Annotated in this window: 24 protein-coding genes; 9 read left to right on the plus strand and 15 right to left on the minus strand. The window is 66.3% G+C overall.

What is annotated here, in order from left to right:
• Positions 1-102: 102 nt before the first annotated feature.
• The 3 genes from V0R59_RS19720 to V0R59_RS19730 all read left to right on the plus strand — a co-directional run bounded on the left by V0R59_RS19720 (position 103) and on the right by V0R59_RS19730 (position 1809).
• On the plus strand, positions 103-378 hold the full coding sequence (locus V0R59_RS19720; protein ID WP_330076055.1) for a polyhydroxyalkanoic acid system family protein: 276 nt from the start codon (positions 103-105) through the stop codon (positions 376-378).
• A gap of 146 nt (positions 379-524) precedes the next feature.
• Entirely contained in the window at positions 525-944 is a 420-nt protein-coding gene (locus V0R59_RS19725) for a phasin family protein (protein WP_330076056.1), read from the plus strand.
• A 10-nt stretch (positions 945-954) separates the two neighbouring features.
• Positions 955-1809 (plus strand): phasin family protein, encoded by an 855-nt coding sequence (locus tag V0R59_RS19730; protein WP_330076057.1) that lies wholly within the window; start codon positions 955-957, stop codon positions 1807-1809.
• Positions 1810-2017: 208 nt separating this feature from the next.
• Here the strand turns inward: V0R59_RS19730 and V0R59_RS19735 are convergent, their stop codons facing one another.
• The 14 genes from V0R59_RS19735 to gshB all read right to left on the minus strand — a co-directional run bounded on the left by V0R59_RS19735 (position 2018) and on the right by gshB (position 15837).
• The gene (locus V0R59_RS19735) at positions 2018-2632 is read right to left on the minus strand and encodes a TetR/AcrR family transcriptional regulator (protein WP_330076058.1); all 615 of its coding nucleotides are present in this window, start codon (positions 2630-2632) and stop codon (positions 2018-2020) included.
• 12 nt (positions 2633-2644) lie between these two features.
• Positions 2645-4324: a class II poly(R)-hydroxyalkanoic acid synthase gene (phaC, locus tag V0R59_RS19740; protein ID WP_330076059.1), complete on the minus strand. Its 1680-nt coding sequence runs from the start codon at positions 4322-4324 to the stop codon at positions 2645-2647.
• Positions 4325-4446: 122 nt separating this feature from the next.
• Positions 4447-5298 (minus strand): poly(3-hydroxyalkanoate) depolymerase, encoded by an 852-nt coding sequence (gene phaZ / locus V0R59_RS19745; RefSeq protein WP_330076060.1) that lies wholly within the window; start codon positions 5296-5298, stop codon positions 4447-4449.
• A gap of 58 nt (positions 5299-5356) precedes the next feature.
• Positions 5357-7036: a class II poly(R)-hydroxyalkanoic acid synthase gene (gene phaC, locus V0R59_RS19750; protein WP_330076061.1), complete on the minus strand. Its 1680-nt coding sequence runs from the start codon at positions 7034-7036 to the stop codon at positions 5357-5359.
• A gap of 342 nt (positions 7037-7378) precedes the next feature.
• Positions 7379-7756, minus strand: coding sequence for a DUF971 domain-containing protein (locus V0R59_RS19755; RefSeq protein WP_330076062.1), 378 nt, complete (start codon positions 7754-7756; stop codon positions 7379-7381).
• Between the two features lie 59 nt (positions 7757-7815).
• Complete coding sequence (gene hslU, locus V0R59_RS19760; RefSeq protein WP_330076063.1) at positions 7816-9153, minus strand: ATP-dependent protease ATPase subunit HslU; 1338 nt, start codon at positions 9151-9153, stop codon at positions 7816-7818.
• 76 nt (positions 9154-9229) lie between these two features.
• Entirely contained in the window at positions 9230-9760 is a 531-nt protein-coding gene (hslV, locus tag V0R59_RS19765; RefSeq protein WP_330076064.1) for an ATP-dependent protease subunit HslV, read from the minus strand.
• A 223-nt stretch (positions 9761-9983) separates the two neighbouring features.
• The gene (locus tag V0R59_RS19770; protein WP_330076065.1) at positions 9984-11255 is read right to left on the minus strand and encodes a dihydroorotase; all 1272 of its coding nucleotides are present in this window, start codon (positions 11253-11255) and stop codon (positions 9984-9986) included.
• Positions 11252-12256 carry an aspartate carbamoyltransferase catalytic subunit gene (locus tag V0R59_RS19775; protein ID WP_064302600.1) on the minus strand — a complete coding sequence of 335 codons (1005 nt, stop codon included), beginning with the start codon at positions 12254-12256 and terminating at the stop codon, positions 11252-11254. Before V0R59_RS19775 ends, V0R59_RS19770 begins: the two co-directional genes overlap by 4 nt.
• Positions 12257-12268: 12 nt before the next feature.
• On the minus strand, positions 12269-12787 hold the full coding sequence (pyrR, locus tag V0R59_RS19780; RefSeq protein WP_330076066.1) for a bifunctional pyr operon transcriptional regulator/uracil phosphoribosyltransferase PyrR: 519 nt from the start codon (positions 12785-12787) through the stop codon (positions 12269-12271).
• Between the two features lie 61 nt (positions 12788-12848).
• Positions 12849-13280, minus strand: coding sequence for a Holliday junction resolvase RuvX (gene ruvX, locus V0R59_RS19785; RefSeq protein ID WP_330076067.1), 432 nt, complete (start codon positions 13278-13280; stop codon positions 12849-12851).
• Entirely contained in the window at positions 13280-13849 is a 570-nt protein-coding gene (locus tag V0R59_RS19790; RefSeq protein ID WP_330076068.1) for a YqgE/AlgH family protein, read from the minus strand. The genes ruvX and V0R59_RS19790 overlap by 1 nt, the downstream gene beginning before the upstream one ends.
• A gap of 48 nt (positions 13850-13897) precedes the next feature.
• The gene (locus V0R59_RS19795) at positions 13898-14800 is read right to left on the minus strand and encodes an energy transducer TonB (RefSeq protein ID WP_330076069.1); all 903 of its coding nucleotides are present in this window, start codon (positions 14798-14800) and stop codon (positions 13898-13900) included.
• An 83-nt stretch (positions 14801-14883) separates the two neighbouring features.
• Positions 14884-15837, minus strand: coding sequence for a glutathione synthase (gene gshB / locus V0R59_RS19800; RefSeq protein WP_330076070.1), 954 nt, complete (start codon positions 15835-15837; stop codon positions 14884-14886).
• Positions 15838-16031: 194 nt separating this feature from the next.
• On the opposite strand from gshB, the gene pilG reads away from it, so the two are divergent.
• Genes pilG through V0R59_RS19830 form a run of 6 tightly spaced genes read left to right on the plus strand, consistent with a single transcriptional unit; the run spans position 16032 to position 25250 of the window.
• The gene (gene pilG / locus V0R59_RS19805; protein ID WP_330076071.1) at positions 16032-16442 is read left to right on the plus strand and encodes a twitching motility response regulator PilG; all 411 of its coding nucleotides are present in this window, start codon (positions 16032-16034) and stop codon (positions 16440-16442) included.
• A 45-nt stretch (positions 16443-16487) separates the two neighbouring features.
• A complete protein-coding gene (gene pilH / locus V0R59_RS19810) occupies positions 16488-16853 on the plus strand; it encodes a twitching motility response regulator PilH (protein ID WP_330076072.1) in 366 nt (121 codons plus the stop codon).
• A gap of 11 nt (positions 16854-16864) precedes the next feature.
• The gene (locus tag V0R59_RS19815; RefSeq protein WP_330076093.1) at positions 16865-17404 is read left to right on the plus strand and encodes a chemotaxis protein CheW; all 540 of its coding nucleotides are present in this window, start codon (positions 16865-16867) and stop codon (positions 17402-17404) included.
• Positions 17405-17419: 15 nt separating this feature from the next.
• Positions 17420-19462: a methyl-accepting chemotaxis protein gene (locus V0R59_RS19820; protein ID WP_330076073.1), complete on the plus strand. Its 2043-nt coding sequence runs from the start codon at positions 17420-17422 to the stop codon at positions 19460-19462.
• A gap of 54 nt (positions 19463-19516) precedes the next feature.
• Positions 19517-24799, plus strand: a complete 5283-nt coding sequence (locus V0R59_RS19825) for a hybrid sensor histidine kinase/response regulator (RefSeq protein WP_330076074.1) — start codon at positions 19517-19519, stop codon at positions 24797-24799.
• Positions 24792-25250 (plus strand): chemotaxis protein CheW, encoded by a 459-nt coding sequence (locus V0R59_RS19830; protein WP_330076075.1) that lies wholly within the window; start codon positions 24792-24794, stop codon positions 25248-25250. The genes V0R59_RS19825 and V0R59_RS19830 overlap by 8 nt, the downstream gene beginning before the upstream one ends.
• Here the strand turns inward: V0R59_RS19830 and V0R59_RS19835 are convergent.
• Positions 25247-25966 (minus strand): 16S rRNA (uracil(1498)-N(3))-methyltransferase, encoded by a 720-nt coding sequence (locus V0R59_RS19835; RefSeq protein ID WP_330076076.1) that lies wholly within the window; start codon positions 25964-25966, stop codon positions 25247-25249. The two genes, V0R59_RS19830 and V0R59_RS19835, sit on opposite strands and share 4 nt — an antisense overlap.
• Positions 25967-25983: the final 17 nt, after the last annotated feature.

Consider the following 25983-nt stretch of genomic DNA (forward strand, 5'->3'; position numbering starts at 1 on the left):
GCCATTCTAGGGCGTGCGGCTGCATTTGTCTTTGGCGGGGTTGTCGCGGCTGGAGGCGGGGGCATAATGCGCGAGTATGCCCTTGCAGCCAGGACTTGATGAATGACCCAGATCAGCGTTGAACGTAAACACAGTCTCGGCCGCGAAGCCGCCCGCCAGAAGGCCGAAGCACTGGTGGAGAAGCTGTCCAGCCAGTACGACCTCAAGGCCGAATGGAAAGGCGACCGTGTCGAGGTCAAGCGCAGCGGTGCCAACGGCAGCGTGGAGATCGGCGACGACACCATCCGCGTCGAACTGAAGCTGGGCATGATGCTGTCGATGATGGGCGGCACCATCAAGGCCGAGATCGAGCGCGCGCTGGACAAGGCGCTGGCCTGAGTCATGGGGGCGAGCCTGCTCGCTCCCGGTTGTATCGATGCCCATGCCCTTTAGGGTGCCCATTCTAATTTTTCTCCGTACCTTGGCCCTCAATCCCCGATCCGTGGGTAGTTCTTCCATTCCCTCATGAGTGCGAGGTACAGAGCATGGCCAAAGCGATCCTGAAGAAAAAAGATGACGTTCAGAGCAGCCTGGGTGAAGTGCGTGGCTATGCCCGCAAGATCTGGCTGGCCGGTCTCGGGGCCTATGCCCGCGTGGGCCAGGAGAGCGCCGATTACGTCAAGGACCTGATCAAGGCGGGCGAACAGGTCGAGAAACGCGGCAAGAAACGCATCGACCGTGAAGTCGAGGCCGCCAACAGCGAGATCGATTCGGCGAAGGACGAACTGCTCAGCGTCAAGGGCAAGGTCGAAGTTCAACTCGACAAAATCGAAAAGGCTTTCGACGCGCGGGTCGCCAGCGCCTTGAATCGCATCGGCATTCCGTCTAAACATGACGTGGAGGCACTTTCTGTCAAGCTCGAAGAGCTGACGGCGTTGCTCGAACGCGTTACGGGCAAACAATAAGGAGAGCGGGATGGCTGGCAAGAAGACGACTGAGAAAGAAGGCAGCTCCTGGATCGGGGGAATCGAAAAGTATTCCCGCAAGATCTGGCTGGCTGGCCTGGGTATCTACTCGAAGATCGACCAGGACGGCCCCAAGCTGTTCGACACCCTGGTCAAGGATGGCGAAAAGGCCGAGAAGCAGGCCAAGAAAGGCGTCGACACTGCGAAAGACACCGCGAAAGATGGCGCCAAGGCGGCCACCTCGCGGGTGACTGACGTGAAGGACCGCGCGCTGGGCAAGTGGAGCGAGCTGGAAGAGGCATTCGACAAGCGCCTGAACAGCGCGATCTCGCGTCTTGGCGTGCCGAGCCGCAACGAGATCAAGGCACTGCATCAGCAAGTCGATACCCTGACCAAGCAGATCGAGAAACTCACCGGCGCTTCGGTGACCCCGATCTCCAAGCGCGCTCCGGCGACCAAGGCGGCTGCGGCCAAGCCAGCGGCGAAACCCGCTGCGAAGCCTGCAGCCAAACCGGCGGCGAAAACCGCGGCGGCCAAGCCTGCAGCCAAGACGGCAGCGGCCAAGCCTGTTGCAGCCAAGCCAGCGGCCAAGCCGGCTGCTGCGAAGACCGCAGCGGCCAAACCGGCTGCGAAACCGGCGGCTGCCAAGCCCGCCGCCAAGCCTGCCGCGAAACCGGCGGCCAAGCCTGCAGCAGCGAAGAAACCAGCGGTGAAGAAAGCCGCGGCGCCCAAGCAGGAAGCGCTGAAGCTGGCACCGTCGTCGGCCAATGGCGCAGCACCGGCCGCGAGCGCTGCTCCAGCAGCCAGCAGCGCCCCGGCGCCGACCACTCCGGCAGCAGCACCGGCACCAACCAGCCAGTCCTGATCACAGGCGGCTGGAAACAAGACGCCCGGCTCAGTGCCGGGCGTTTTGTTTTGTCCTTGCGGGCCTCATCGCTGGCAAGCCAGCTCCCACAAGGTTTTGCACAGACCAGGACTCTTCAGGTGTGTCAGGAGGACTACATTCCCCAGGCTGCCAGAAATCCCTGTGGGAGCTGGCTTGCCAGCGATGAGGCCCTGACAGGCGACACAGGTCAGCCCTCCAGGTACCTCAGGGCCAGCTGTTCCGCCGCCTGCCGCGACGGTGCCTCCAGGTGCGGCGCCACCAGCATCATGATCTGGTACACCACCACACCCACTTCCGCCTCCCGCGCCAGCACCCGCTGGTAATCCAGCGAGAACAACAGCGTCAGGGTGATCTGCTCCACCAGTTGCCCCAGTGCACGGGTATCGCTGGTCACCTGGCCCTGGGCCTTGAGACTGGCGAGCAGCGCTGCGAGCGTGCGCTTGAGCGAGTTGAGCAGCGTGCGCATGCCCCGCGCGAGCTTCGGCAGGCGCCCGGTCAGGTTCGACAGGTCCTGGAACAGGAAGCGGTACTGCGCCATGCGCTCGACGATCAGGTGCAGGAACAGCCAGTAGTCCTCGGCATCCAGGCGCACCTCCAGCGGCGGGTCGAGCAGCGGTGTCAGTTCCTCCTCGAAGCGCTCGAACAGGCCCAGCACCAGCGGTTCCTTGCCGTGGAAGTGGTAGTACAGGTTGCCGGGACTGATGCCCAGTTCGTTGGCGATCTCCAGGGTCGAGACATTCGGCTCGCCCTGCTGGTTGAACAGCAGCAGGGCGCATTCGAGGATGCGGTCGCGGGTCTTCATCCAGTCCTCTGATCAGCGCACCAGCACGTATTGGCCGGGTGCGGGTTCCATGGCCGGGTAGCTGGCGCTGCCCAGGGTCGTGCCGGTTTCACGCAGCGCGCCGGAGCGCGCCTGGATCCACTCCAGCCACAGCGGCCACCAGCTGCCGTCGGTCTTCTCGGCGTCGTAGTACCAGGCCCGCGGGTCGCTGCTCAGCTTGGGGTTGGCCACGTAGTGCGCCTTGGGATTGCCTGGCGGGTTGATGATGCTCTGCACGTGGCCGCTGTTGGACAGCACGAAGCGTCGATCGCCCCCCAGCAGCAGGGTCGAGCGATACACCGCGTCCCATGGGGTGATGTGGTCGTTGTGGCCGGCCACGTGGAAGCTGTCGACGGTGATCTTCTGCAGGTCGATCGGCGTGCCGCAGACCTCCAGCCCGGCCGCGTGGGCCAGCGGGTTGTACTTGAAGAAGTCCAGCAGGTCGCCGTGCAGCGCCGCCGGCAGGCGCGTGCTGTCGTTGTTCCAGTAGAGGATGTCGAACGGCGGCGGGGTCTTGCCCAGCAGGTAGTTGTTGATGAAGTAGTTCCACACCAGGTCGTTGGGGCGCATCCAGGCGAACACCCGGCTCATCTCGCCGCCATCCAGCACGCCATGCTGATAGGAGCGGCGCTTGGCCGCTTCGAGGGTCTGCTCGTCGGCGAACAGGCTGGCCGGGCTGTCCATCTGGCTGTCGAGCAGGCTGACCAGGTAGGTGGCACTGTGCACCCGGCGCAATTGCCGCTTGGCCTGCAGGTGGCCTTGCAACGCGGCCATGGTCAGGCCGCCGGCGCAGGCGCCCATCAGGTTGACGTCGCGGCTGCCCGTGATGGAGCGGCAGGCGTTCAGTGCCTCTTCCAGTGCGCTGACATAGCTCGACAGGCCCCACTCGCGGTGCCGCGGGTCCGGGTTGCGCCAGCTGACCATGAACACCTGCAGGCCGCTCTTCAGCATGTACTGCACGTAGCTGTTGGTCGGCTTCAGGTCGAAGATGTAGAACTTGTTGATCTGTGGCGGTACCACGAGCATCGGTCGGGCGTACTGTTTCTCGCTCATCGAGCGGTACTGGATCAGCTCCAGCAGCTCGTTGCGAAACACCACCGCGCCCGGGGTGGTGGCGAGGTTGCCGCCGACCTCGAAGGCATCCCGGGCCACCTGGCGCGGCATGCCGTTGTTGTGGCGCAGGTCGTCGAGCAGGTGGCCGACACCGCGCACCAGGCTCAGCCCGCCGGAGTTGAACAGCTCCTTCAGCGCCAAGGGGTTGAGCAGGGTATTGCTCGGCGACACGGCATCGTTGAGCAGGGTGAAGAGGAAGTGCGCGCGGGCGCGGTCGTCCTCGGCCAGCTGGCTTTCGTCGATCCACTGGCGGGTCTGTTTCTGCCAGCTCAGGTAGGCCTGCAGGCCACGCCGGTAGAACGGATTGAGGCTCCAGGCCGGGTCGCTGAAGCGGCTGTCGCGCTGGCTGGGTTGGTGCAGGGTGTCGCCGAGCAGCACGCGGCCCAGCTGGCCACCCAGTTCGAGCATGTGCCGCGCCGTGTACAGCGGATGGCGCAGGCCATGGCGACCGACGTTGCGCAGGGTCGAGACCAAGTCGCGACCCCTCAGGCCGGTGATCGCGTTCTGGATGTTGATCGTGGTGGCGGGGTTGCTGGCCACCGCTTTGGGTTTGTCTTTCATCAGGCAACACTCCGTCGTCGAGCCATCGACAAACTGAACCAGGGCAAATGAGCGACTCCACCTCGACCATGCGCCCACGTACTCCGGCGTTCCTGCCGGACGTGCGGGCGATGAGGTGCGGTTCAGGCGCTCGGGGCGGGCCGAGGGTGCATGACGGCGCGTTGGCGCTCCTCCTGGAGGAACTTCATGATGATTGGCGCCACGGCCTCGGCACGGGTAATCAGAAACAAATGTCCATCGTCGATTATGTGTAGCTGGGCATTGGGAATTCGCCAAGCCAGGAAGCGCATGTTTATCAGCGGAATCAGCGGGTCGTCGTCACCGGCCAGCACCAGGGTGGGTTGCTGGATCTTGTGTAGCCAGTGGGCGCTGGTCCAGCCGAGACCGGCGAACAGCTGCCAGTAGTAGCCGAGCTTGCCGCCGGAACGCACCTTGGCGGCGTGGGACAGCGCCAGGTCCGGATCGCGGCGGAAGGCACCACCGTAGATCAGCGGGGCGATGCGGATCACATGGGATGGCTGCACGTAGCGCCGCGGGCTGGCCATCATCCACAGCACCTTGGGCTTGCCCGGGACCATCACCGCGCCGGCGGCGGTGGCGGCCAGCACCAGCTTCTTGCAGCGCTCGGGATAGTCGTGGGCGAACTGCTGGGCCAGGGCGCCGCCCCAGGACACGCCGATGGCGTTGACCTGGCCGTAGTCGAGGTAATCGAGCATGCGCGCGGCCAGCTTGGCCAGTCCGGGAAAGCGGTAGGGGTGCCTGGGCGTCGACGAACCGCCGACCCCGGGCACGTCGAAGGCGATGACTTCGAGGTCCGGGTCCAGGGCCTGGATAAAGGGAAAGACCAGCTCAAGGTTGGCGCCGATACCGTTGAAGATCAGCAACGGCGTCAAGTGCGGCTTGCCGGGGCGAACCGCGGTGCGGAGGGTCTGGCCATCCAGGTCGACGGTTCGGAAGATGTACGGTTGCGGCATGCGCGGACCCTGTTGGCTAATGGCGCGCCGCCGGCGTCAGGCCGGCGGCGCAGTGGTTTCAACGTTCGTGGACGTAGGTGCCCGGTGACATTTCGCCGGCCGGATACGCCTTGTTGCCCAGCACGCCCGGCGCAGGCTTCAGCTCGCCGGAGCGCTCGCCCAGCCAGTTCTGCCAGTACAGCCACCAGGAGTCGGTGTGCTTGTTGGAGTTTTCCTGCCAGTCGTTGGCGTTGGCTGGCATTTCCTTGCTGGTCATGTAGCGCGCCTTGGGGTTGCCCGGCGGGTTGAGGATGCTCTGGATGTGTCCACTGTTGGACAGCAGGAACTCCACGTTGCCGCCAAACAGCTGCGCCGATTTGTAGCAGGACTGCCACGGCGTGATGTGGTCGGCGGTGCCGGCGACGCAGAAGATGTCGGTGGTGACCTGCTTCAGGTCGATCGGCGTGCCGCAGACTTCCAGGGCGTTGGGCCGGGTCAGCGGGTTGTTCTTGAACATCTCGATCAGGTCGCCGTGGAAGGCTGCGGGCAGGCGCGTGGTGTCGTTGTTCCAGAACAGGATGTCGAACACCGGCGGCTCGTTGCCCAGCAGGTAGTTGTTGACCCAGTAGTTCCAGATCAGGTCGTTGGGGCGCATCCAGGCGAATACCTTGGCCATGTCGCGGCCTTCGAGGACCCCGGCCTGGTAGGAGTGGCGCTTGGCCGCTTCGAGGGTCTGCTCGTCGACGAACAGGGCGACCTGGGTGTCGAGGGTGGTGTCCAGCACGCTGACCAGCAGGGTCAGGGCGTTGACCTTGCGCTCGCCCAGCGCCGCGTAGTGGCCCACCAGCGCGGTGCAGGTGATGCCGCCGGAGCAGGCACCGAGCATGTTCAGGTCGTCGCTGCCGGTAATGGCCAGGACCACGTCGACCGCTTCCTTCAGCGCATCGATGTAGGTCGACAGGCCCCACTCGCGTTGTGCCTTGGTCGGGTTGCGCCAGCTGATGATGAAGGTCTGCTGGGTGGAGCGCAGGCAGAAGCGCGCCAGGCTCTTTTCCGGACTGAGGTCGAAGACGTAGAACTTGTTGATCTGCGGCGGCACCACCAGCAGGGGACGCTCGTGCACCTGCTCGGTGATCGGGCTGTACTGGATCAGTTCCAGCACGTCGTTGCGGTACACCACCGAGCCTTCGCTGGTGCCGAGGTTCTTGCCGACCTCGAAGGCGTCCATGTTCACCTGGCTCGGCATGCCGCCGTTGTTGACCATGTCCTTGGCCAGGTTGGACAGGCCGTCGAGCAGGCTCTTGCCGCCGGTCTCGAAGAAGCGCTTGACCGCCGCCGGGTTGGCCATGGTGTTGGTCGGTGCCATGGCTTCGGTCATCAGGTTGATGACGAAATGGGCGCGGCTGATATCGGTCTCGGACATGCTGCTGTCGCCGACCCAGTCATGCAGCTCCTTGCGCCAGGCCAGGTAGGTCTGCAGGTAGCGGCGATAAAGAGGGTTCTGGCTCCAGGCCGGATCGTTGAAGCGACGATCGTCGCTTTCCGGCTGCAGGCTGGATTTACCGAAGATCACGTCCTTCAGCTCCATGCCGAAGTGCGCGACGTGCTTGGCGCTGTGCAGCGGTTGCCGGATGGCCTGGCGCAGCACCATGCGGGCAGAAGTCAGCAAATCCTTGCGGCGCAAGCCTATGACCGGGTTCAGACCCAGGGTGTTTTCCGAGGCTTGGCGCTGCAGGTCATCGTTACTCTTGTTGCTCATCTACGACGCTCCGTTGTCCTGAGACGAGTACCGGACCGGCTGTTCGAAGCCCGGTACTGCTGCTCGGGTGACCAGTGATAACGAGTTGCGATCCTGCGGCCGGCGGTGAGCAGCGGTGAGCGTTGCGGGTAGTTGCCGCGTGTGAAGACTGCCTGCTTTCGCTCGCGTTCTCGACCAACCGGCCCGTTCTCCATCTTCCGTTGGAAGGATGCAGAGAACCTGCCAGATCCATTGGTTACCCGACTTTCCATCAATGCGCAAGCCGGCCAGATGCTGGCCGGTGCCGCAGGCATTCAAGCAGATCGAGTTAGAAAATGCGCTCTAAAACAGGAGAGTGCCGGACTAGAGCATCAGCTTGATGACCGACTCGGACGGGTCGCGGGACTTGCCGGCGGCGGCGAGATCCTTGAGGTATTCGGCCCACAGTTCGTCCTGGCGCAGGCAGAGTTGCTCGAGGTATTCCCAGGTGAACAGGCCGCTGTCGTGGCCGTCGTCGAAGCTCAGTTTCAGTGCGTACTGGCCGGCCGGTTCGATCTTGTCCAGGCCTACGTCGATCTTGCCAAACTGCAGGATCGGATTGCCGTGGCCCTGCACTTCGGCGGACGGCGAATGGACGCGGAGGAATTCGGCGGGGAGGGTGTAGACCTCGTCGGGACCGTAGGTGAGGCGCAGGGTCTTCGAGGCTTTGTGCAGGTTGATGGCGGTGGGCAGGCGGGACATGGCGGGCTTCCTGGTACAGGCGGTAGGCTGCGTGCAGCTTACCGCCTGATGCGTGGCGCTTACAGGATGTAGCGCGACAGGTCTTCGTTCTGTGCCAGTTCACCGAGGTGGCTGTTCACATACTCGGCGTCGATGCGGATCGGCGCTTCGCTGTGGGCGCTGGCCAGGTCGCCGGCGCTGAACGACACCTCTTCGAGCAGGCGCTCCAACAGGGTGTGCAGGCGACGGGCACCGATGTTCTCGGTCTTCTCGTTGACCTGCCAGGCGATCTCGGCCAGGCGCTTGATGCCTTCCGGGACGAACTCGATGTTCAGGCCTTCGGTCTTCAGCAGCTCGCTGTATTGCAGGGTCAGCGATGCGTGCGGCTCGCTCAGGATGCGCTCGAAGTCTTCCGGGCTCAGGGCCTTGAGCTCGACGCGGATCGGCAGGCGGCCTTGCAGCTCCGGCACCAGGTCGCTCGGCTTGCTCAGGTGGAACGCGCCGGAGGCGATGAACAGGATGTGGTCGGTCTTGACCATGCCCAGCTTGGTGTTGACGGTGCAGCCTTCGATCAGCGGCAGCAGGTCGCGCTGCACGCCTTCGCGGGAGACATCGGCGCCGCCGACGTTGCCACGCTTGGCCACCTTGTCGATCTCGTCGATGAACACGATGCCGTGCTGCTCGACCGCTTCCAGGGCCTTGGCCTTGAGTTCTTCCTCGTTGACCAGGCGCCCGGCTTCCTCGTCACGCACCAGCTTGAGCGCTTCCTTGACCTTGAGCTTGCGGCTCTTGCGCTTGCCCTTGCCCATGTTGGCGAACAGGTTCTGCAGCTGGCTGGTCATTTCTTCCATGCCCGGCGGCGCGGAAATGTCGACGCCCATGGCTTCGGCCACTTCGATCTCGATTTCCTTGTCGTCCAGCTGGCCTTCGCGCAGGCGCTTGCGGAACAGCTGGCGGGTGTTGGAGTCCTGGGTCGGCGCCGGGTCTTCGTTGAAGCCGGCGCGGGCGGGTGGCAGCAGGGCGTCGAGGATGCGGTCCTCGGCGGCGTCCTCGGCGCGGTGGCGCACGCGGACCATCTCCTGCTCGCGGAGCATCTTGATCGCGGCATCGGCGAGGTCGCGGATGATCGACTCGACGTCACGGCCGACATAGCCGACCTCGGTGAACTTGGTCGCTTCGACCTTGATGAACGGTGCGTTGGCCAGCTTGGCCAGGCGCCGGGCGATCTCGGTCTTGCCCACGCCGGTAGGGCCGATCATCAGGATGTTCTTCGGCGTCACTTCGGCACGCAGCTCGGCGGGGAGCTGCATGCGCCGCCAGCGGTTGCGCAGGGCGATGGCGACGGCACGCTTGGCGTCGTCCTGGCCGATGATGTGGCGGTTGAGTTCGTGGACGATCTCGCGGGGGGTCATGGACATGGTATGTGGTGGTCCCGTGGCGGTGGATTCAGCGTGGAAAAGCCCGGCGATGTATCCGGGCGCCAGAACAGCTGAATCACTCGGCCAGGTCCTGCTCCTCGATGGTCAGGTTGTGGTTGGTGAACACGCAGATGTCACCGGCGATGTTCAGGGCGGTCTCGGCGATTTCCCGGGCCGACAGCTCGGTCTTCTGCAGCAGTGCACGGGCCGCGGCCTGGGCGTAGGCGCCGCCGGAGCCCATGGCGATCAGGCCGTCTTCCGGCTCGACCACGTCACCGTTGCCGGTGATGATCAGCGAGGCGTCCTTGTTGGCGACTGCCAGCATGGCTTCCAGGCGGCTCAGGGAACGGTCGGTACGCCATTCCTTGGCCAGTTCGACGGCGGCACGGATCAGGTGGCCCTGGTGTTTTTCCAGCTGGCCTTCGAATCGTTCGAAGAGGGTGAAGGCGTCGGCGGTGGCACCGGCGAAACCGGCGATGACCTGGCCGTGGTACAGGCGACGCACTTTCTTGGCGTTGCCTTTCATCACGGTGTTGCCGAGGGAAACCTGGCCGTCGCCGCCCATGACGACTTTGCCGTGGCGACGAACAGAAACGATGGTGGTCAAGGGAGAGTCTCCACGCAGCGGGGCGAAAATGCCTGTGCAGACTCATATGGGGGTGGGGGGAAATATTTCAACCTTGGGGGATGGGCGGTGCGACCTTGGTCTGAGGCCCGAGAGAGCGACGCGTACCCTGTAGGAGCGGGTTCACCCGCGATTGCGCTAGTGAATCCACCATCGCCATCGCGGGTAAACCCGCTCCTACAGGGGGAGAAGTACAGGCCTGGAATCAGCCCTCGTGGCTGATATGCCCATCCACCACGGTATAGCGCACGGCGCCCGGCAGGCAGTGGCCGATGAACGGGCAGTTGTCGCCCTTCGAACGCCATTGCTCGCCCGCCACGGTGGACGCCTTCGGATCGAACAGCACCAGGTCGGCTGCGGCGCCTACCTTCAGTTCGCCCGCCGGCAGGCGCAGCGCCGCGGCAGGGCCTGCAGACAGGCGCTGGAGCAGGGTCGGCAGGTCGAGCAGGCCGTCTTCCACCAGGGTCAGAGCCAGCGGCAGCAACAATTCGACACTGCTGATGCCCGGCTCGGTGGCACCGAATGGGGCCAGCTTGGCGTCCCGCTCGTGGGGCTGGTGATGGCTGGAAATCGCCTGGATCACGCCGGATTTCACCGCTTCGCGCAGACCGTCGCGGTCGGCGCGGGTACGCAGCGGCGGTTGCACGTGGTACAGGCTGGAGAAGTCCACCAGCGCTTCGTCGGTGAGGATCAGCTGGTACAGGGCCACGTCGGCGGTCACCGGCAGGCCGCGGGCCTGGGCCTGGGCGATCAGCTGCGCGCCACGGGCGCTGGTCAGCTGGCTGAAATGCGCACGCACGCCGGTCTGTTCCACCAGCAGCAGGTCGCGGGCCAGGGCCACGGTTTCCGCGGTTTCCGGAATGCCCGGCAGGCCGAGGAAGCTGGCCATGGCGCCTTCGTGGGCCAGGCCGCCAGCGGCCAGGTCACGGTCCTGGGAGTGGAACACCACGGTCAGGTCGAAGGTGGCCGCGTATTCCAGCGCCCGGGCCAGGGTCCGGGTGTTGCGGAAGCTTTCCAGGCCGTTGCCGAAGGCCACGCAGCCGGTGTCGCGCAGGGCTACCAGTTCGGCCAGTTGCTCGCCTTCCAGGCCCTTGCTCAGGGCACCGATCGGGAACACCTTGGCATGGCCGGCTTCGCGGGCGCGGTCGAGGATCAGTTCGGCGACTGCCGGGGTGTCCAGCACCGGTTTGGTGCGTGGCGGGCAGCACAGGCTGGTCACGCCACCGGCGGCGGCGGCGCGGGTCTCGCTGGCGATGGTGCCCTTGCGGCTGTAGCCCGGCTCGCGCAGGGAGACACTGAGGTCGACCAGGCCCGGCGCGACCACCAGGCCGGCGCCGTCGATGCTGCGGACCGCGGTGAAGCCGGCGGGGGCGGCGCCGAGGGCGACGATCTTGCCGCTGTCGACGTGCAGGTCGGTGACCTGGTCCAGGCCGCTGTTGGGGTCGATGACCCGGGCGCCGAGGATGCTGAGGGTCACTGGGCGTTCTCCTGCTCGAATTGACGTTGGGCGTTCTGCCCGCTCATGGCCATGGACAGTACCGCCATGCGCACGGCGATACCGTAGGTGACCTGGTTGAGGATCACCGAGTGGGCGCCGTCGGCCACCGCCGACTCGATTTCCACGCCACGGTTGATCGGTCCCGGGTGCATCACGATGGCATCCGGCTTGGCCCCGGCCAGGCGCGCGGTGGTCAGGCCGAACAGGCGGTAGAACTCACCCTCGCTGGGCAGCAGGCCGCCGGCCATGCGCTCGCGCTGCAGGCGCAGCATGATTACCACGTCGACGTCCTTCAGGCCTTGGGCCAGGTCGGTGTAGACCTTCACCCCGTACTGCTCGATACCTACCGGCAGCAGGGTTTTCGGGCCGATCACGCGGATGTCCGGGCAACCGAGGGCTTTCAGTGCCAGCATGTTCGAGCGCGCTACCCGCGAGTGCAGGATGTCGCCGACGATGGCCACCGAGAGATTCTCGAAGCCGCCCTTGTGGCGACGAATGGTCAGCATGTCGAGCATGCCCTGGGTCGGGTGGGCGTGGCGGCCATCGCCGCCGTTGATGATCGCCACCTCCGGGCAGACGTGCTCGGCGATGAAGTGCGCGGCGCCGGAGTCGGCGTGGCGCACCACGAACATGTCGGCAGCCATGGCTTCGAGGTTGCGCAGGGTGTCGAACAGGGTCTCGCCCTTGCTGGTCGAGGAGGTCGACACATTGAGGGTGATCACGTCCGCCGACAGGCGCTGGGCGGCCAGTTCGAAGGTGGTGCGGGTGCGGGTGGAGTTCTCGAAGAACACGTTGCACACGGTCTTGCCGCGCAGCAACGGGACTTTCTTCACCGCCCGGGCGCCGACTTCGAGGAACGAGTCGGCGGTGTCGAGGATTTCGGTGAGCAGCTCGCGGGGCAGGCCGTCGAGCGAGAGGAAATGGCGCAGCTGGCCCTGATCGTTGAGCTGCAGCGGGCGCTTGGCGTCGATTGGCGTCATCGCGGGGGACTCTTAAAGGGCGGAAGCGGAGGCGAGGTCCTGGCGCTCTAGGGCGAGCGGCGCGGGGCCGAGCAATTTTACCCGTTCATGGGGGGCCAGGGACAGGGTCGCGCCAACCACGTTCGGACGGATCGGCAACTCGCCGGCATCGAGGTCGAGCAGGCAGACCAGGGTCACGCTGGCCGGACGGCCATAGTCGAACAGCTCGTTGAGGGCGGCGCGGATGGTCCGGCCGCTCATCAGCACGTCGTCCACCAGCACCAGGTGCTGGCCTTCGATCTCGAACGGCAGCTCCGACGGACGGACCTGCGGGTGCAGGCCGTTCTGGCTGAAGTCGTCGCGGTAGAAGGACACGTCGAGCGTGCCGAGGGCGCTGTCGTTGCCCAGTTCGTCCAGCAGCGCCTGGGCTACCCAGACACCACCGGTACGGATACCGATGAAACGCGGTTCGGCGATGTTGCGGCGGCTCAGATGGGCGCGAAGATCGACGGCCATCTGCCGGATCAGGTCGGCGGGATTGGGTAGGCTCATGCTTGCTCCTCAAAAGGCCGGGGCAGTGGGCTGGCCCGACTTGAAACCAATGAATCGGGGATTACGACGCGGTATTGGCCTCCAGCCAGCCTTGCAGGAGCAGGGCGGCGGCGATGGCATCGACCGGGTTGTCGCGGTAACTGCCACGCTGGCCGCCACGGGCCATGCGCTCGCCCTTGGCCTCGAAGGTGGTCAGGCGTTCGTCGTGGGTATGTACCGGCAGGTTGAAGCGGCCGTTCAGGCGCCGGGCGAACTTCTCGGCGCGGTCACTCATTTCACTCGGGGTGCCGTCCATGTTCAGGGGCAGGCCGACCACCAGGGCATCGGGCTTCCACTCCTTGATCAGCTTTTCCACCTGGGCCCAGTCCGGCACGCCGTTCTGCGCCTTCAGCGTGCACAGCTCGCGGGCCTGGCCGGTGATGACCTGGCCGACGGCGACGCCGATCTGCTTGCTGCCGTAGTCGAAGCCCAGCAGCAGTCGAAGCTCGGCCATCAGGCGTGCCCCGCCTGGCTGGTGAGCAGGTGCAGGTTGATGCCCAGGCGCGCGGCGGCGGCATCGAGGCGCAGCTCGGTGGCCATGCCGAAGAGGATCTCGGGGTCGAACGGGCAGTTCAGCCAGGCGTTGTCGGCCAGTTCGGCCTCCAGTTGCCCCGCCTCCCAACCGGCATAGCCGAGGGTGATCAGGCTCTGGCGCGGGCCGCTGCCGTTGGCGATGGCGAACAGCACGTCCTGGGAGGTGGACAGCGCCAGGTCATCCAGCTGGATGGTCGCCTGGTAGGACTTCTCGTTGGTGTGCAGCACGAAACCGCGGTCGGTCTGTACCGGCCCGCCGACATAGATCGGCACGTTCAGGCTGGAGGGCGACGGTTCTTCCTCGGGGCGCAGTTGTTCGAGGATGTCGGCCAGGTTCAGCTCCTGCGGACGGTTGATCACCAGGCCCATGGCACCGTTGGCGTTGTGCTCGACGATGTAGGTCAGGGTCTGGGCAAAGTTCGGATCCGCCATGTGCGGCATGGCGATCAGGAACTGATGCTTGAGGTAACTCGGGCTGAAATTTTTCATACCCGGTAGTGTGGCGGCGAGGCGCCGGGCTGACAAGCTGCGCTGTCGTTAATTGCTGGACAGGCGGTCGCCCCGGGCAAAGCGCCAGGTGCGGATGATTTCCAGGCGGTCGATATCCGACAGGTCGCCGGTGAACGGCGCGAAAGGCGCGGCCAGGCGCACGATGCGCTGCGCTGCCTGGTCCAGCAGCGGCTGGCCGGACGACTCCAGCACCAGCACTTCATAGAGCGAGCCATCGCGGTTGATCGAGACCATCAGTCGCAGGCTGCCGTAGATCTGCTGGCGACGGGCTTCGTCGGGGTAGTTGAGGTTGCCGATGCGCTCGACCTTCTTGCGCCACTCGTCCTTGTACCAGGCGCCCTTGTCGCGCATGGTCGAGGCGGCGCTGAGGCGGTGGATGCGCGGGCGCTTGGCGTACAGTTGTTGCTCGTTGGCCAGTTCGGCTTCGAGGCTGGCGATCTGGTCGGACAGCTGCGAGCTGTCGAAGTCCGGGGCTGGCGCCTTCGGTGCTTCCTTGGGCTTGGCTTCCTTGGGCGCAGGCTGCACTTTCTGCGGCTTGGGTGCGACGGTGGTGACGGCAGCCTTGGCCGGCGGAGGCGGCACTTCTTCCTTGCGCGAGGCGGGTGGCGGCGTGACCTCGTTCACCTTGCTGTCCTGGAACGGCGCCACCTCGGTGGTCTTCGGTACTTCCGCCTTGTCCAGGGTGCCGCTGCCCTGCTGGTTCTCCTGGGCGAGGAAGTCGGCCTGCTTGGGCTTCACCTCGCTCTTGAACATCGCCAGGGTGATGTCCATGGTGCGGCGGATCTCTTCCGGCTTGGTAATGCTGAAGCTCACCCCGAGGATCAGCGCCAGGTGCAACAGCGCCGCCACGAACAGGGTAAAGCCCAGGCGGTCCGCCGCGCGGACGCGGGGCGGAGCGAAGTCGGCAGGGATATCGGCGGGAAGGGTCATCTGTCGAAGCCGGCGAAGCGGGCTGCCAGGTCAAAATGGACCGGCATGATAACCCACTCCGCAGGTTTTCCTCTTGTCGTCGGTCAGCGTGCCTTCAACTGGCGATCGATGGCATCCATCAGTTGCCCGCCGATGTCGGTGTTGTAGGCGGCATCGATTTCGCGGATGCAGGTCGGGCTGGTGACATTGATTTCGGTGAGGTAGTCGCCGATCACGTCGAGGCCGACGAACAGCAGGCCCTTCTCACGCAGGCTCGGGCCGACCTGGGCGGCGATCCAGCGGTCGCGGTCGGTCAGCGGACGGGCTTCGCCGCGGCCACCGGCGGCCAGGTTGCCCCGGGTCTCGCCGCTGGCCGGGATGCGCGCCAGGCAGTACGGCACCGGCTCGCCGTCGATCATCAGGATGCGCTTGTCGCCATCCTTGATCTCCGGCAGGAAGGCCTGCGCCATGATCTGCTGCTGGCCGTGCTGGGTCAGGGTTTCGAGGATCACCGACAGGTTGGGATCGCCCGGGCGGTGGCGGAATACCGAGGCACCGCCCATGCCGTCCAGCGGCTTGAGGATGACGTCGCCGTGCGTCGCGGCGAATTCACGCAGGATATCGGCGCGGCGGCTGACCAGGGTCGGTGCCATGCACTGCGGGAAGCGCGTGGCGAACAGCTTCTCGTTGCAGTCGCGCAGGCTCTGTGGGCGGTTGACCACCAGCACGCCCTCGGCTTCGGCCTGCTCCAGCAGGTAGGTGCTGTAGACGAATTCCAGGTCGAAGGGCGGGTCCTTGCGCATCAGGATCACGTCCAGCTCGGCCAGCGGGCTGTCCTGCTCGGCGTCCAGCTCGAACCATTTTTCCGGGTTGGCGAAGACTTTCAGCGCACGCATCCGCCCGCGGGCCTGGCCGGCACCCAGGTAAAGGTCCTTCTGTTCCAGGTAGAACAGCTCCCAGCCGCGTTCCTGGGCGGCCAGCAGCATGGCCAGCGAGCTGTCCTTCTTGTAGGAGATGGACGCGATGGGGTCCATGACAATGCCGAGGCGAACGCTCATGGGGGTAAATCCTCTCGGCGGCGCGGGGCCGCGGTGGTTCGAATGAAAAGTGGCTCAGGGTGGCGCTCGCGACGCTGGCGGTCAAGGGAAAAACGCAGCCGGCGTGGCTCGATGGAATGCACCCCCTGAGTGTGCTAAAAATGCGTGGCAGGTGGCCGGCATGGCGCTATCCGACAGTTATTGGTAGAGCGAATATGGTTCAGCCCGACGCGGCATTGAAAGTGATGGTGATCGACGATTCCAAGACGATTCGCCGCACCGCCGAGATGCTCCTGAGCGAAGCGGGGTGCGAGGTCATCACCGCCATCGACGGTTTCGATGCCTTGGCCAAGATCGTCGACCACCGCCCCGGCATCATCTTCGTCGACGTGCTGATGCCACGCCTGGACGGTTACCAGACCTGCGCGCTGGTCAAGCACAACAGCGCCTTCAAGGACACCCCGGTGATCATGCTTTCGTCCCGCGACGGCCTGTTCGACAAGGCCCGCGGGCGTATCGTCGGTTCCGACCAGTTCCTCACCAAGCCGTTCAGCAAGGAAGAACTGCTGGAAGCGATCCGTGCCCACGTGCCGGGTTTCACCGCCGAAGAACAACACGCACCCTGACGCCAGCGCCTGCGCGCCGGCATCTTGCCTTTCATGGGGAACAAGATGGCCCGAATTCTCATCGTCGACGACTCGCCGACCGAAATGTACAAGCTCAGCGGCATGCTGGAAAAACACGGGCACCAGGTGCTCAAGGCGGTCAATGGCGCCGACGGCGTGGCCCTGGCCGCCCAGGAAAAGCCCGATGCGGTGCTGATGGACATCGTCATGCCCGGCATGAACGGCTTCCAGGCCACCCGCCAGCTGAGCAAGGACCCGGCGACCAAGGATATCCCGGTCGTCATCGTCACCACCAAGGACCAGGAAACCGACAAGGTCTGGGGCACTCGCCAGGGTGCCAAGAGCTACCTGGTCAAGCCGGTGGACGAAGACGACCTGATCCGCGTCCTCAACGACGTCCTCACCGCTTGACCCGCGGGGCCATGGGCGAGTCGCTGACGGCCTTCGAGCTGCTGCTGGACATCGACCGGCGCTGCCGCCTGCTGGCCGCGGACCTGCCACTGCAGGAAACCCGCCTGCAAACCTGGAGCGGCATCGGCTTTCGCCTGGGCGAGCACTGTTTCGTCGCGCCCATGGGCGAGGTCGCCGAAGTCCTCACTGCGCCGCGCCTGAGCCGGATTCCCGGGGTCAAGCCGTGGGTCGCCGGGGTCACCAACCTGCGCGGCCAGTTGCTGCCGGTCACCGACCTTGGTGGTTTCCTCGGCCTGGAAGCGGGCACCAGCCGCAAGCAACGGCGGGTGCTGGTGGTCGATCATGACGAACTGCTCACTGGCCTGCTGGTGGACGAAGTGCTCGGTTTGCAGCACTTCGCCCTCGACGGCCTGGAGCTGGCACCGCCGTCGCCCCTGCTCGGCAGCGCCGCGCCGTTTATCCAGGGGCATTTCCAGCGGGAACACTGTTGGGGAATCTTCAGCCCCTTCGCCCTGGCCCAGGCCCCGGGCTTTCTCGATGTCGCGCTGTAAAGGAACGCCAGACCCGTGACCCAGCCCAAGTTCGCCAGTGCCGTCAAGACTTCCCGCAGCAGCGCGCAGATCGCCGCGCTGTTCGTCGTGCTGATCCTGTCGATCATCCTGCTGTTCGCCAACTTCGCCTACCTCAATACCCAGGCCAACCACGACAAGCAGTACATTGGCCACGCCGGCGAACTGCGCGTGCTGTCCCAGCGCATCGCCAAGAACGCCACCGAGGCGGCCTCCGGAAAGACCGTGGCGTTCCGCCTGCTGAGCGAGGCGCGCAACGATTTCGAGCAGCGCTGGGGCTACCTGAAGAAGGGCGACCGCAGCACCGGCCTGCCATCGGCGCCGGTGGCGGTGCGCGGCGAAATGGACGCGGTGCAGCGCGACTGGGAAACCTTGCGCAAGAACACCGACGTGATCCTCGCCAGCGAACAGACCGTGCTGTCCCTGCACCAGGTCGCCGCGACCCTGGCCGAGACCGTGCCGCAACTTCAGGTCGAGTACGAGAAGGTGGTGGAAATCCTCCTGCAGAGCGGCGCGCCCGCCAGCCAGGTGGCCATGGCCCAGCGCCAGGCGCTGCTCGCCGAGCGTATCCTCGGCTCGGTCAACACGGTGCTGGCCGGCGACGACAGCTCGGTGCAGGCCGCCGATGCCTTTGGTCGCGATGCCAGCCGTTTCGGCCAGGTCCTGGAAGGCATGCTTGGCGGCAACCCGGCCTTGCAGATCACCCGCGTCCAGGACCCGGACGCCCGCGCCCGCCTCGGCGAAATCGCCGAACTGTTCCAGTTCGTCGCCGGCTCCGTGGACGAAATCCTCGAGACCTCGCCGGAGCTGTTCCGCGTGCGCGAGGCCGCCGGCAACATCTTCAGCCTGTCGCAAACCCTGCTCGACGAAGCCTCGCGCCTGGCCAACGGCTTCGAGAACCTGGCCAGCGGACGTACCCTGGATACGGTCGGCGGCTACGTGCTGGGCCTGCTGGCGCTGGCCTCGATCATCCTTATCGGCCTGGTGATGGTCCGCGAGACCCATCGCCAGCTCAGCGAGACCGCGGAAAAGAACGAACGCAACCAGCAGGCGATCATGCGCCTGCTCGACGAGATCGAGGACCTGGCCGACGGTGACCTGACCGTCACCGCCTCGGTCACCGAGGACTTCACCGGGGCCATCGCCGACTCCATCAACTACTCCATCGACCAGTTGCGCGACCTGGTGGCGACCATCAACCTCAGCGCCGAGGAAGTCGCCACTGCCGTGGAAGACACGCAGACCACCGCGCACCAGCTGGCCAAGGCCTCCGAGCACCAGGCCCAGCAGATCGCCGATGCGTCGATGGCGGTGGGCGACATGGCCGAGTCCATCGACCGGGTGTCCGGGCACGCCTACGAGTCGGCCAAGGTGGCCGAGCGCTCGGTAGCCATCGCCAACAAGGGCAACGAGGTGGTGCACAACACCATTCGTGGCATGGACAACATCCGCGAGCAGATCCAGGACACGGCCAAGCGGATCAAGCGCCTGGGCGAGTCTTCCCAGGAGATTGGCGATATCGTCGGCCTGATCGACGACATTGCCGACCAGACCAACATTCTGGCCCTCAACGCGGCGATCCAGGCGTCCATGGCCGGTGAGGCCGGGCGTGGTTTCGCCGTGGTGGCGGACGAGGTGCAGCGCCTGGCCGAGCGTTCGTCTTCGGCCACGCGGCAGATCGAGGCGCTGGTGCGGGCGATCCAGGCCGACACCAACGAGGCGGTGATATCCATGGAGCAGACCACTGCCGAAGTGGTGCGCGGCGCGCGTCTGGCCCAGGACGCCGGGGTGGCCCTGGAAGAGATCGAGGGCGTGTCGCAGACCCTGGCCGACCTGATCCTGAGCATTTCCGACGCGGCGCAGTTGCAGACGTCGTCGGCCGGGCAGATTTCCCACACCATGGCGATCATCCAGCAGATCACCTCGCAGACCTCGTCCGGCTCCACCGCCACCGCCGAAAGCATCGGCGACCTGGCGCGGATGGCCAGCGAGATGCGCCGTTCGGTGTCGGGCTTCACCCTGCCGGCTGATCCGCGGTGAACCCGCTTCCACGGGGGCCGCGAAAATTCAATGAGTTATGTGTTGGAAGCAGACATGGCTGACCGGCAAGATTTCGTCGCCCTGGCGTGGGTCAGGGAGGCGATCGACGAGAGTCTCGCGCAGGCGCGCCAAGCGCTGGAGCAGTTCGTCGCGGGGGAAAGCGAAAACCTGGACAACGGCATCGAGCCGCTGCACCAGGTGCGCGGCTGTCTGCTGCTCCTGGAATTCAAGGGCGCGGCGTTGCTGGCCGAGGAAATGGAGCTGCTGGCCCGGGCCTTGGGCGGGGGCCGGGTCGCCGCCCGTAGCGAAGCCCAGGGCGCCTTGTTCCGCGCGCTGGCCCAGTTGCCGCTGTATCTGGAACGCCTGCGGGGTGCCCGCCGCGACCTGCCGCTGCTGGCATTGCCGCTGCTCAACCAGTTGCGCGCCGCCCGCGGCGTCGAGGCACTGGGGGAGAGTGCGCTGGGTGGCGCCGGGGAAAGCTTCGAACTGTCCCTGGATGCGCTGCACGGTCGCCTGTCCGACATGCCCGGCCGGGATGCCATGCGCTCGGTGGTGGCGGCGATCAGCGAAGACCTGCTGCGGATCAAGGAGCGCATCGACCAGTTCGTCCGTGGCGAGCCGCAACAGGCCCGGGAACTGGAGCCGCTGCTCGCGCCGCTGCGGCAGATCGCCGATACCCTGGCCGTGCTCGGCTTCAACCAGCCGCGCCGGGTGATCCTCGACCAGGTGGCGACCCTGCAAGGCATGGTCAGCGGTCAGCGTGCCACGGAACTGCCGCTTTTGCTGGACGTATCCGGGGCCCTGCAATACGCCGAGGCGACCCTCGGCGGCATGGTCGGCTCCATGGAGTCCGCCAACCAGAGCCCGCCGGCCGGCACCGACATCAGCGAGATCCGTCAGCTGGTGCTGGATGAAGCCCATGGCGTGCTGCTGCAGGCCCGCGACCTGATCGCCGACTGCCTCGAAGCCGGCTGGGAGCGCCAGCGCCTGCAACCGCTGCCGGACCTGCTCGGGCAGATCCGTGGCGCACTGGCTATGCTCATGCTGCCGCAACCTGCCGCCGTGGTGCAGCGCTGCACCGATTACCTGCAAGCCCATGTGCTGCAGGCCGAATCCCTGCCCGGCAGCGTTGAGCTGGAGCACCTGGCCGATGTCATCGGCAGCCTCGACTGCTACCTGCAAGCCCTGAGCATCGATCTGCACGCCGAGGTCGAAGGATTGCTCGCCCGCGCACGCCGGGCCCTGGCGGCGCTGGGCTTCCCGGTGCTGGCGCGGCCGGTGCAACTGGCGCCGCTGGCCATCGCGGCGCCGGAGCCGGTGGACGACGAACTGCGCGAGGTGTTCCTCGAAGAAGCCGAGGAAGTCCTCGGCCAACTGGATGAACACTGGCGCCGCTGGCGTGGCGAGGGGCATCCACGCGAGGCGCTGATCGAGCTGCGCCGTGGATTCCATACGCTCAAGGGCAGCGGGCGCATGGTCCGTGCCCTGGTGTTGGCCGAGCTGGCCTGGGCCGGTGAGCACCTGCTCAACCGCATGCTCGAAGGCCGCGTCGGCAGTCGCGACGATGTGCTCAAGGCGATCGGCCAGGCCATGACCCTGATGCCACCGCTGGTCGCCGAGTTCGCCAGCGGCGAGGTGCATGCCCATGCCCATGTCGAGCACCTGGCCAGCCACCTGCATGCCCTGGCGATGAACGATGGCGCGGGCGACGGGGAGGGCGCCGAGGCCCTCGACCCGCAACTGCTGGAGGTCTTCCGCAACGAGGCGCAGACCCACCTGGCCAGCCTCGACGCTTTCCTCGAAGGCGCCGAGATGCACCTGCCGGCACCGGTCAGCGACGACCTGCAACGGGCCCTGCACACCCTCAAGGGCAGCGCGGCGATGGCCGGGGTCACTCCGATCGCCGAGCTGGCCACCGCCCTGGACCTGCTGGCCCGCGAGTTCAAGGCCCACCAGGTAGGCTTAGACCTCGATGAAATCTACCTCCTGCAAATGGCCGAGCCGCTGTTGCGCCGTGGCCTGGACCAGCTCGGCACGACGCCGCTGGCACCGATCAAGGGGGCGGAAATCCTTGTCGAGCAGGTCGACCAGGTGGTCGACGCGCGCCTCCGGGCGCTGCTCGACTCGCCGGACCAGAGCCTGCGCATCAAGCGCGACCCGCAACTGATCGCCAGTTTCCTCGAACAGGGCATGGACATCCTGCTGGATGCCGAGTCCCTGCTGCTGCGCTGGCAGGAGCACCCCGGCGAGCGCCACGAGCTCAACTCGCTGCTGGACGAACTGACAACGCTGGGCCAGAGTGCCCACCTGGCCAACCTGTGGCAGGTCGACGAGCTGTGCGAAGCCCTGCTGGATCTCTACGGCGCCGTGGAAGAAAGCAGCCTGGTGGCCGATGCGCGCTTCTTCGACGAAGCCCAGCAGGCCCACGAAGCCTTGATCAACATGCTCGACCAGATTGCCGCCGGCCAGGAAGTGGAACCTTGCCCGGAGCGCCTGCACGGCCTGCGCGAGCTGCTGGAGCAGGGCCTGGACCCCGCCGCCATGGGCCTGGTGCGACAACACGGCGATGGCACGTCGAGCGTGGTCGCGCTGGATGCGGTCACCCGCGAGCTGGCCGACCAGGAAAGCGATCATGAACTGGTGGCGCTCTTCCTCGAAGAGGCCATCGACGTGCTGGACAGCGCCGACCAGGCCCTCAGGCGCTGGATCGACGAGCCGGAGAACGCCTCGGTGCTGTCCTCGCTGCAGCGCGACCTGCACACCCTCAAGGGCGGCGCGCGGATGGCCGGCATCGGCGCGCTGGACGTGCTCGCCCATGAACTGGAGCTGCTTTACGAAGGCCTGGTGGACCGGCGCTTCAGCCCGTCGCTGGAGCTGGCCAGCCTGTTGCGCGGCAGCCACACCCTGCTGGCGCGGATGCTGGCGCAACTGAGCCAAGGCCATGCCCTGGACTCGGTGGTGGAAAGCCTCGCCGCCCTGCGCGAGTTCCGCCATCACGCCCAGCCGGCGAGCACCGTGGCCAAGGCCGAGCAGCCGGAGCAGGAGGGCGACAAGGAGCTGCTGGAAATCTTCCTCGAAGAAGGCGTGGATATCGTCGAAAGCGCGGCGGCCGCGCTGACCCGCTGGCAGGCCGAGCCGCGCAACGGCGTCGAGGTGGAGAACCTGCTGCGCGACCTGCACACCCTCAAGGGCGGCGCGCGCATGGTGGAAATCGCGCCGATCGGCGACCTCGCCCACGAACTGGAATTCCTCTACGAACACCTCGCCGCCGGCCAGCTGCAACCGAGTCCGGCGCTGTTCAGCCTGTTGCAGAACTGCCATGACCGCCTCGCTCACATGCTCGATGCGGTGCGCCTGCAGCAGCCGCTGCACGCGGCCACGGCGCTGATCGACTACATCCGCAACTTCAGCAGTGCCGCCCTCAGCGACAGCGCTGCCGCCGCGCCGGGCAGCGACAGCGTGCCCGCCGAGGCCCCGGCACCGACCCCGGAGCGGGCGGCGCTGGACATGGTCAAGGTCAACGCCGAGCTGCTCGACGACCTCGGCAACCAGGCCGCCGAGACCTCGATCCTGCGCGGGCGCCTGGAACAGCAGATCAACGACGCCCAGGTCGCCCTCAACGAGATGGAAACCACCCTGGAGCGCATGCGTGACCAGTTGCGGCGCCTCGACACCGAGACCCAGGGCAGCCTGCTCGGGCGCCTGCAGATCGACGGCGATGCCTACGAGGACTTCGATCCGCTGGAGATGGACCGTCACTCGCAGCTCCAGCAACTGTCCCGGGCGCTCTCGGAGTCGGCCTCGGACCTGCTCGACCTGAAGGAGACGCTCGGCGCGCGCAACCAGATGGCGCAGAGCCTGTTGTCGCAGCAGGCGCGGGTCAACAGCGAGCTGCAGGAAGGCCTGATGCGCACGCGCATGGTGCCCTTCGAGCGCCTGGTGCCGCGTTTGCAGCGGGTGGTGCGACAGACCGCCAGCGAGCTGGGCAAGCAGGTCGAGCTGGTGGTGGGCAACGCCGAGGGCGAGATGGACCGCAGCGTCCTCGAACGCATGGTCGCGCCGCTGGAACACATGCTGCGCAACGCCGTCGACCACGGCCTGGAAAGCCGCGAGGCGCGCCTGGCGGCGGGCAAGCCGGAGCAGGGCATGATTGCCCTGAACCTGCTCCACGAGGGCGCCGATATCGTCATCGAGATGTTCGACGACGGCGCCGGGGTACCGCTGGAGGCGGTGCGCAAGAAGGCGATCAAGCGCGGCCTGCTCGATCCGCGCAGCGAACTCAGCGACCACGAGGTGATGCAGTTCATCCTCCAGCCGGGCTTCTCCACCGCCGAGAAGATCACCCAGATCTCCGGGCGCGGCCTGGGTATGGACGTGGTCCATGAAGAGGTCAAGCAGCTCGGTGGCTCGATGGTCATCAGCTCGGTGGCGGGCAAGGGCGCGCGCTTCCTGATCCGCCTGCCGTTCACCGTGTCGGTCAACCGCGCGCTGATGGTGCATTGCGGCGAGGAACAGTACGCCGTGCCGCTCAACGCCATCGACGGCGTGGTGCGGGTGCCGCCGGCGGAACTGGAGGCCTGTTACCGCCTCGATCCGCCGCGCTACGAATATGCCGGGCGCGGTTATGAACTGCGCTACCTCGGCGAGCTGCTGCAAGGCGAGCGCCAGCCGCGCCTGCTGGGGCAGAGCCTGCCGTTGCCGGTGCTGCTGGTGCATGCCCATGACCAGCAGTTCGCGGTGCAGGTGGACAGCCTGTCGGCCAGCCGCGAGATCGTGGTCAAGAGCCTCGGCCCGCAGTTCGCTGCGGTGCAGGGGTTGGCCGGGGCGACCTTGCTTGGCGATGGCCGGGTGGTGCTGATCCTCGACGTGCTGACCCAACTGCGCGGCCTGCATTTGCGCCTGGCGCAGCAGGCGGGTCGGCCGCAGCGGGAGACGCCGCTGCTGACCGGTAGCGGGCCGGCCCGGCCGTTGCTGGTGCTGGTGGTGGACGACTCGGTGACGGTGCGCAAGGTCACCGGGCGCCTGCTGGAGCGTCACGGCATGCACGTGCTGACGGCGAAGGACGGGGTCGACGCCATGGCCGTGCTGGCCGAGCACCGTCCCGACGTGCTGCTGCTGGATATCGAGATGCCGCGGATGGACGGCTTCGAGGTGGCCACCCAGGTGCGCCAGGACCCGCAACTGCACAACCTGCCGATCATCATGATCACCTCGCGTACCGGCCAGAAGCACCGCGACCGGGCCATGGCCATCGGCGTCAACGACTACCTGGGCAAGCCGTACCAGGAATCGGTGCTGCTGCAGAGCATCGCCCGCTGGAGTCATTCCCATGCTTGAGCAAGTTACCCGCAGCGGACGGCGCAGCAGCCTCACCGGGCTGTTGCTGCCGCTGAGCGACCGCAGCCTGGTGCTGCCCAACGTGGCGGTGGCCGAGCTGATCGGTTACCAGCACTGTGCGCCGGCGCCCGACCAGCCCGCCTGGCTGCTGGGCTGGATCGACTGGCGCGGCCTGCGCCTGCCGCTGCTGAGTTTCGAGGCGGCCTGCGGTGGCCAGACCCAGGTCGGCGAGCGGGCGCGGATCGTCGTGCTCAATGCCCTCGGCGGTACCTCGCGCAGCTTCTTCGCCCTGCTGGTGCAGGGTATTCCGCGTTCCTGCAAGCTGGACAGCCAGCTCAACTACGTCGATGTCCCGCTCGGCGCGCTGGAGCTGGCGGCGGTGCAGGTGGGCGAGCAGGTCGCCCGGGTGCCGGACCTGGTGGCGCTGGAAAAGCTGTTGCCGTCGAACTAGAAGTCGCCCCACAGCTGTTGGGCCACGGCCAGTGCTACCACCGGCGCGGTTTCCGTGCGCAGGACCCGCGGGCCGAGGCGCGCGGAATGGAAGCCGCTGGCCTTGGCCTGCTCCACTTCGGCATCCGACAGCCCACCTTCGGGGCCGATCAGGAAGGCCAGGCTGGCCGGGCGCTCGTGGCTGACCAGCGGCTCGGCCACCGGGTGCAGTACCAGTTTCAGGGCCTCGTCGCGGGCCGCCAGCCATTCAGTCAACGTCACCGGCGCTTCAATGCGCGGCACGCTGGAACGACCGCATTGCTCGCAGGCGCTGATCGCCACCTGGCGCCAGTGGGCCAGGCGCTTGTCGGCGCGTTCGTCCTTGAGGCGCACTTCGCAGCGTTCGCTGACGATAGGGGTGATGACATTGACCCCCAGCTCGGTGGCTTTCTGGATCGCCCAGTCCATGCGTTCACCACGGGACAGGCCCTGGCCGAGGTGGATGTGCAGCGGGGACTCGGCCTGGCCGGGGAGGGCCTGGGCGAGGCGCACGCGCACGCTCTTCTTGCCGACGTCGAGCAGTTCGCCAAGGAATTCCTCGCCGCTGCCGTCGAACAGTTGCACGGCGTCCCCGGCGCTCATGCGCAGGACACGGCCAATGTAGTGGGCCTGGGCTTCAGGCAGATCGTGCTCGCCAAGGCTCAGCGGGGCATCGATGAAAAAGCGGGAGAGTCTCATTGGGGGCTCGGCATTGG

It is taken from the genome of Pseudomonas ulcerans (assembly GCF_036324125.1).
GTDB lineage: Bacteria > Pseudomonadota > Gammaproteobacteria > Pseudomonadales > Pseudomonadaceae > Aquipseudomonas > Aquipseudomonas ulcerans.